Origin of the sequence: Streptomyces sp. SID3212 (assembly GCF_009865405.1) — a bacterium.
GTDB lineage: Bacteria > Actinomycetota > Actinomycetes > Streptomycetales > Streptomycetaceae > Streptomyces.
The window spans coordinates 1-4,693 of record NZ_WWJY01000562.1; the positions used below are offsets into that span (position 1 = coordinate 1).

Genomic DNA, 4,693 nt, shown 5'->3' on the forward strand with positions numbered 1-4,693 from the left:
TGCCGGGCGTGCCGCCGGGGTCCTGGGCCGGGGTGGGGGTGCCGCCGGGTGACCGGGAGGGCGTCGACCGGTGGTGGCCGCCGCCGACGGCGGTCCCGACCGTGGTCCCCTTGCCGCCGCTCAGGTCGTGGCCCGAGATCAGTTCGAAGCCGGTGATGCCGATCATCGCCACCAGGAAGACCACGACGGCCGCCCGGACCGGGCGCTTCCATCCACGGACGCGCGTGCCGTGGACGGTGGCCTCGCCGAACTCCCCGGTGGCCTGGCCGAACTCCCCGCTGACCTGGCCGAACTCCCCTGCGGCTCTGCCGGACTCCCCGGCCGGGGTCCCGCGCGGTGGGGTCTTCCGCAGCGACGGCGGTTCGGCCGGGACCTGACGGCTCTTCGGTTTCGCCTGGACCGTCACCACGCGTATCTGCTCGCCCGTGCGGCGGAAGACGTGCTGGAAGACCGACGCCCCGCAGGTGGCGACCACGCTGACCACGCCGGCGCCGATGATCGTGCCGTACACGCCGAGCTGGGAGGCGAGCACGGCCGCCGCGATCGCCGCCACCGCGCTGCCCGCCACCTGCGGCACACTCAGATCCAGCCGCTTCTGTGTCAGTTTTGCGTCGTTCTCTCCCTGGTCCTCCCGGTCGTACCCGCCGTCGTTCTTCCTCTGGTCCATCTCCACCCCCTGCCGACCCATCTGTCCCACCCTGCACCAGGAAGGGACCGTTAGGCGAAAGGAATCGTTCCGCTTCTGTGGATTGTGTGAAGCTTGACACGCGCGTGCGAAGGATGCCTGGGCCCAACTCCCGTGCCGGTGGAGAACTTGGGCGGCGTGCCGCTCCACCCGCATGGCCCAAATGGAGTACTGTGGCGAGCCCTGGGGCCGGACTCCCGCGATCCAGGGCACTTGCCCGACACGCCGGGCAGCACGGCAAGGTTGTGGCAGGCTGCACCCGGGCAGGCCACACTCGACTAGCGGAAGCAGCGACGCACGTGACGTCGGCAGGCACCACCCGGGAGGTCCCCATGCCCGAACTGCGTGTCGTGGCCGTCTCCAACGACGGCACACGACTGGTGCTCAAGGCTGCGGACAGCACGGAATACACGCTTCCGATCGACGAGCGGCTCCGGGCTGCCGTCCGCAACGACCGCGCCCGGCTGGGCCAGATCGAGATCGAGGTGGAGAGCCATCTCCGGCCTCGTGACATCCAGGCCCGGATACGGGCGGGCGCCTCCGCCGAGGAGGTCGCGCAGCACGCCGGCATCCCGGTGGACCGGGTCCGCCGGTTCGAGGGCCCGGTGCTGGCGGAGCGCGCCTTCATGGCCGAACGGGCCAGGAAGACCCCCGTACGCCGGCCCGGTGAGAACGCGGGACCCCAGCTCGGTGAGGCCGTGCAGGAGCGCCTGACGCTGCGCGGCGCCGAGAAGGAGACCGTCCAGTGGGACTCCTGGCGCCGCGACGACGGCACCTGGGAAGTCCTGCTCGTCTACCTGGTCGCGGGTGAGCCCCACTCGGCGAGCTGGACGTACGACCCGCCCCGGCGGCTCGTCCAGGCCGTCGACGACGAGGCGCGCGCGCTGATCGGTGACACGGACGACACGCTCGCCACGAAGGAGCCGAGCTTCCCGTTCGTGCCCCGGATCGCCCGGCTGCCGCGTGACCGGCCGATGGACCGCGCGCTCGACCGGGGGTCCGAGCGTGCCTCGCTGCCCGATTCGGACGAGAGCGAGCGTGACTCGCTGACCAGCCTGCTGGAGGCGGTGCCCAGTTTCCGGGGCGACATGGTCGTACCGGAGCGGCCCGCGCCGCCGGAGCCGCCCGACGTCGATCCGGGGCCGGCCCCGGACGAGGAGGAGCCGGTCGCGCCCGCCGCGTCGGCGGGTGCCGGTTCGGCGTACGCGGACGTGCTGATGCCCCGGTCCGTGACGGGTCATCGTGACCGGCTCACGGGCACGACCGACCGCCAGGCGGAGGCGGACGGCGTCCGCCCGGGCCGCCGGGCGGCGGTGCCGAGCTGGGACGAGATCGTGTTCGGTACGAGACGGAAGAAGCAGGACTAGCCGGAGGACCGGCAGAGCTGGTCGAATGCCTTGAAGGAGCGCCGCCCGGTGGGCGGCGCTCCTTCGGTCGTACGGGATTCTCCTGCCGTACGCGTTCCTCGTGCCGTACGGGCCGGACTCACGCCGTCGTACGCATCGGGCTCACGCCGCGTCGTACGGGATCGGGCTCACGCCCTAGCGCGGGTCCGGGCCCGTGGCGACCGGGCGGGACTCGTCCGAGGACCACTCCGACCAGGAGCCCGCGTACAGGGCCGCCCGGTGTCCGGCGATCTCCAGGGCCAGCACCTCGTGGGCCCCGGAGACGCCCGAGCCGCAGTACACCCCCACGTTCTCGGTCTCCGCCGTGGCTCCCAGCGCGCCGAACCGGGCGGTGAGCCGGTCGGCGGGCAGGAAGCGGCCGTCCTCGGCCACGTTCTCCGTCGTCGGGGCGGACACCGCGCCCGGGATGTGGCCGCCGACCCGGTCGATCGGTTCCACGTCCCCGCGATAGCGCTCAGCCGCCCGCGCGTCCAGCAGCAGGCCCTCGTCCGCCAGCGCCGCCGCGCCGTCCGCGTCCAGCAGCGGCATCCCGCCCGGGACCGGCGCGAAGTCGCCCTCGGCCGGGGACGGGGTGTCGGTGGAGAGCGGGCCGGTCCAGGCCGCGAGGCCGCCGTCCAGGACCCGTACGTCCGGGTGGCCGGTCCAGCGCAGCAGCCACCACGCGCGGGCCGCCGCCCAGCCCTGCCCCCCGTCGTACACGACCACGGGCGTGTCCGCCGAGACGCCTGCCCGGCGCATCACCGTACCGAAGGCCGCCACGCCCGGCAGCGGGTGCCGGCCGCCGGCGCCGGCCGGGCCCGCCAGCTCCGTGTCGAGGTCGATGTAGACGGCACCGGGCAGGTGCCCCGCGTCGTACGCGGGACGCCCGGGAGGGCCGCCCAGGCTCCAGCGCACATCCAGGAGGACGGGCGGTCGCGGCCCGGCTGACTCGCCCGCGAGTTGGGCGGCGGAGATGATGGCAGTCATGGATGCATCCTCGCGCATCCTTCCCTACGGCCACGACAACGGTCCGAGGAGCAGTGACGATGTCCGACGCACCGGTCCGGGCCACGCCCGGCACCCCCTGCTGGGTCAACCTGATGGTGCACGACGTGCCCGGTGCCGAGGCGTTCTACGGCCCTCTGTTCGGCTGGGAGTTCGCACAGGGGCCGCCCGAGCTGGGCCTGTACATGCGGGGCCGGATCGGCGACCACGAGATCGCGGGCATCGGCCAGCTCCAGCCGAACCCGATGCTCCACGTCTGCTGGACGACGTACCTGGCCACGGACGACGCCGACGCGACGGCGAGCGCGATCAGGACCAACGGCGGCACGGTCGCGGTCCCGCCCCTGGCCGCGGGGCTGGCCGGGCGGCTGACCATCGCGCTGGACCCGGCGGGCGCGCTCTTCGGGACCTGGGAGCCGGGCACCCACCCCGGCACGATGCTCACGGGGCCGCACGGCACCCCCGTCTGGTGCGAGCTGATCACGCCGGAGACGGCGTCCATCGGCGCCTTCTACCGGGGTCTGTTCGCGTACGACGAGCGCGCCGACGGCGACGGCGCGGGCGGCGACGGTCCCGGGCCGGACGTCCAGACGCTGGCGCTGGCGGGGACGCCGGTGGCCTCGCTGCACGGCATCGGCAGTGGCCGCTTCCGGGAGCGGCATCCGTACTGGATCGTCTACTTCGAGGTCGACGACACGGACGCGGCGGCGTTGCTGGTCACCGAGCGGGGCGGCCAGGTGCTCCGGGCGCCGGAGGACGGCGCGCACGGGCGGACGGCGATCGTCACGGACCCGGAGGGCGCGCTCTTCGGGATCGTACGGTCACCGGACCGGACCGTACGGTCACCGGAGGGCGGGGCCCCAGGATCACCCGGGGGTGACGGGCAGGACGTCCGGTGACAGCGCGCCCGCGTGGGAGGCGGCGCTGGTCATCCTGCGGCGGTGGTGGCGCCGGCAGAGCACCTCGTACCCGACGTCCCCCGTCGAGTGGTGCACGTCGCCCACCACGACCTGCGCGCCCTCGACGACCATCCGGCCGCCGACCGTCCTGGCGTTGTGCGTCGCCCGGGCGCCGCACCAGCACATGGCCTCGACCTGGAGCGCCTCGATCCGGTCGGCCAGCTCGATGAGGCGCTGGGACCCGGGGAACAGCTTCGTACGGAAGTCGGTGGTGATGCCGAAGGCGAAGACGTCCAGGTTGAGGTCGTCGACGATCCGGGCGAGCTGGTCGATCTGGCGCGGGGCGAGGAACTGCGCCTCGTCCACGATCACGTGGTCGGCGCGGCCACCGCGGGTGATGTGGTCGACGAGGTACGCGTACAGGTCCATGTCCTCGTCGGCCTCCACGGCGTCCGTGACCAGGCCCAGACGCGAGGACAGCTTGCCCTCGCCGGCCCGGTCGTCGCGCGTGAAGATCACGCCCTGGAGGCCACGCGCCGAACGGTTGTGCCCGATCTGGAGGGCCAGCGTGCTCTTCCCGCAGTCCATCGTTCCGGAGAAGAAGACGAGCTCTGGCATGCGGGGTGACGGCCTTTCGGATGTACGGGAACTCTGCGCCACGGAGCGCGAGGGGCGACCGGGCGACTAGGGCGTGTCCGCGAAGTGGGGTCGTCCGCCCG

General features: G+C 73.4%; 4 protein-coding genes and 1 pseudogene. 2 read left to right on the forward strand and 3 right to left on the reverse strand.

Annotation, left to right across the window (positions count from 1 at the left end; translation table 11 throughout):
• Positions 1 to 667: pseudogene (locus GT042_RS39135) on the reverse strand (hypothetical protein); the annotation flags it as partial.
• Positions 668 to 1,017: 350 nt separating this feature from the next.
• Between GT042_RS39135 and sepH the strand changes: the two are divergent.
• Positions 1,018 to 2,052 (forward strand): septation protein SepH, encoded by a 1,035-nt coding sequence (gene sepH / locus GT042_RS16950; RefSeq protein WP_161309555.1) that lies wholly within the window; start codon positions 1,018 to 1,020, stop codon positions 2,050 to 2,052.
• 174 nt (positions 2,053 to 2,226) lie between these two features.
• Here the strand turns inward: sepH and GT042_RS16955 are convergent, their stop codons facing one another.
• Positions 2,227 to 3,057 carry a sulfurtransferase gene (locus GT042_RS16955; RefSeq protein WP_161309556.1) on the reverse strand — a complete coding sequence of 277 codons (831 nt, stop codon included), beginning with the start codon at positions 3,055 to 3,057 and terminating at the stop codon, positions 2,227 to 2,229.
• A 59-nt stretch (positions 3,058 to 3,116) separates the two neighbouring features.
• On the opposite strand from GT042_RS16955, the gene GT042_RS16960 reads away from it, so the two are divergent.
• Positions 3,117 to 3,974 (forward strand): VOC family protein, encoded by an 858-nt coding sequence (locus GT042_RS16960; RefSeq protein WP_161309557.1) that lies wholly within the window; start codon positions 3,117 to 3,119, stop codon positions 3,972 to 3,974.
• Here the strand turns inward: GT042_RS16960 and GT042_RS16965 are convergent.
• A complete protein-coding gene (locus tag GT042_RS16965) occupies positions 3,942 to 4,592 on the reverse strand; it encodes a thymidine kinase (RefSeq protein WP_161309558.1) in 651 nt (216 codons plus the stop codon). The genes GT042_RS16960 and GT042_RS16965 overlap by 33 nt on opposite strands.
• Between the last annotated feature and the right edge of the window lie 101 nt (positions 4,593 to 4,693).

What these genes read in the sequence shown, in the direction of transcription:
- sepH (WP_161309555.1), top strand. Translation starts at nt 1,018, where the DNA reads ATGCCCGAACTGCGTGTCGTGGCCGTCTCCAACGACGGCACACGACTG.
- GT042_RS16955 (WP_161309556.1), bottom strand. Translation starts at nt 3,057, where the DNA reads ATGACTGCCATCATCTCCGCCGCCCAACTCGCGGGCGAGTCAGCCGGG.
- GT042_RS16965 (WP_161309558.1), bottom strand. Translation starts at nt 4,592, where the DNA reads ATGCCAGAGCTCGTCTTCTTCTCCGGAACGATGGACTGCGGGAAGAGC.
- GT042_RS16960 (WP_161309557.1), top strand. Translation starts at nt 3,117, where the DNA reads ATGTCCGACGCACCGGTCCGGGCCACGCCCGGCACCCCCTGCTGGGTC.